The organism is Lacinutrix cladophorae, from assembly GCF_053604645.1.
In genome coordinates this window covers 1-217 of the sequence record NZ_JBSHNR010000018.1, presented here as the reverse complement: position 1 = coordinate 217, position 217 = coordinate 1, and the positions used below count along the sequence as shown (strand labels likewise).

The window sequence follows — 217 nt, the reverse complement described above, 5'->3', positions numbered from 1 at the left end:
CTATACGGTATCGGATGATTGTGATAATGAAACAACGCTTACTGCGACACTTACACTTGAAGATTCTATCGGTCCAGACCTTACTGCTTGTACGGTTGTAGATGAAACCATAGAATGTAATGGTACAGATAATGAAACCATTGCTAACGATTGGAATGCTGCTAATATATTAGCACTTCAATCTTGTGGTACAGATAGCTGTGATACAGATGCTGTA

General features: G+C 38.7%; 1 protein-coding gene. It reads left to right on the top strand.

Annotated features, from left to right (window positions below):
- Positions 1-217 (top strand): hypothetical protein (locus tag ACVC3Y_RS00075; protein ID WP_452225709.1); only part of this gene is annotated, 217 nt, incomplete at both ends.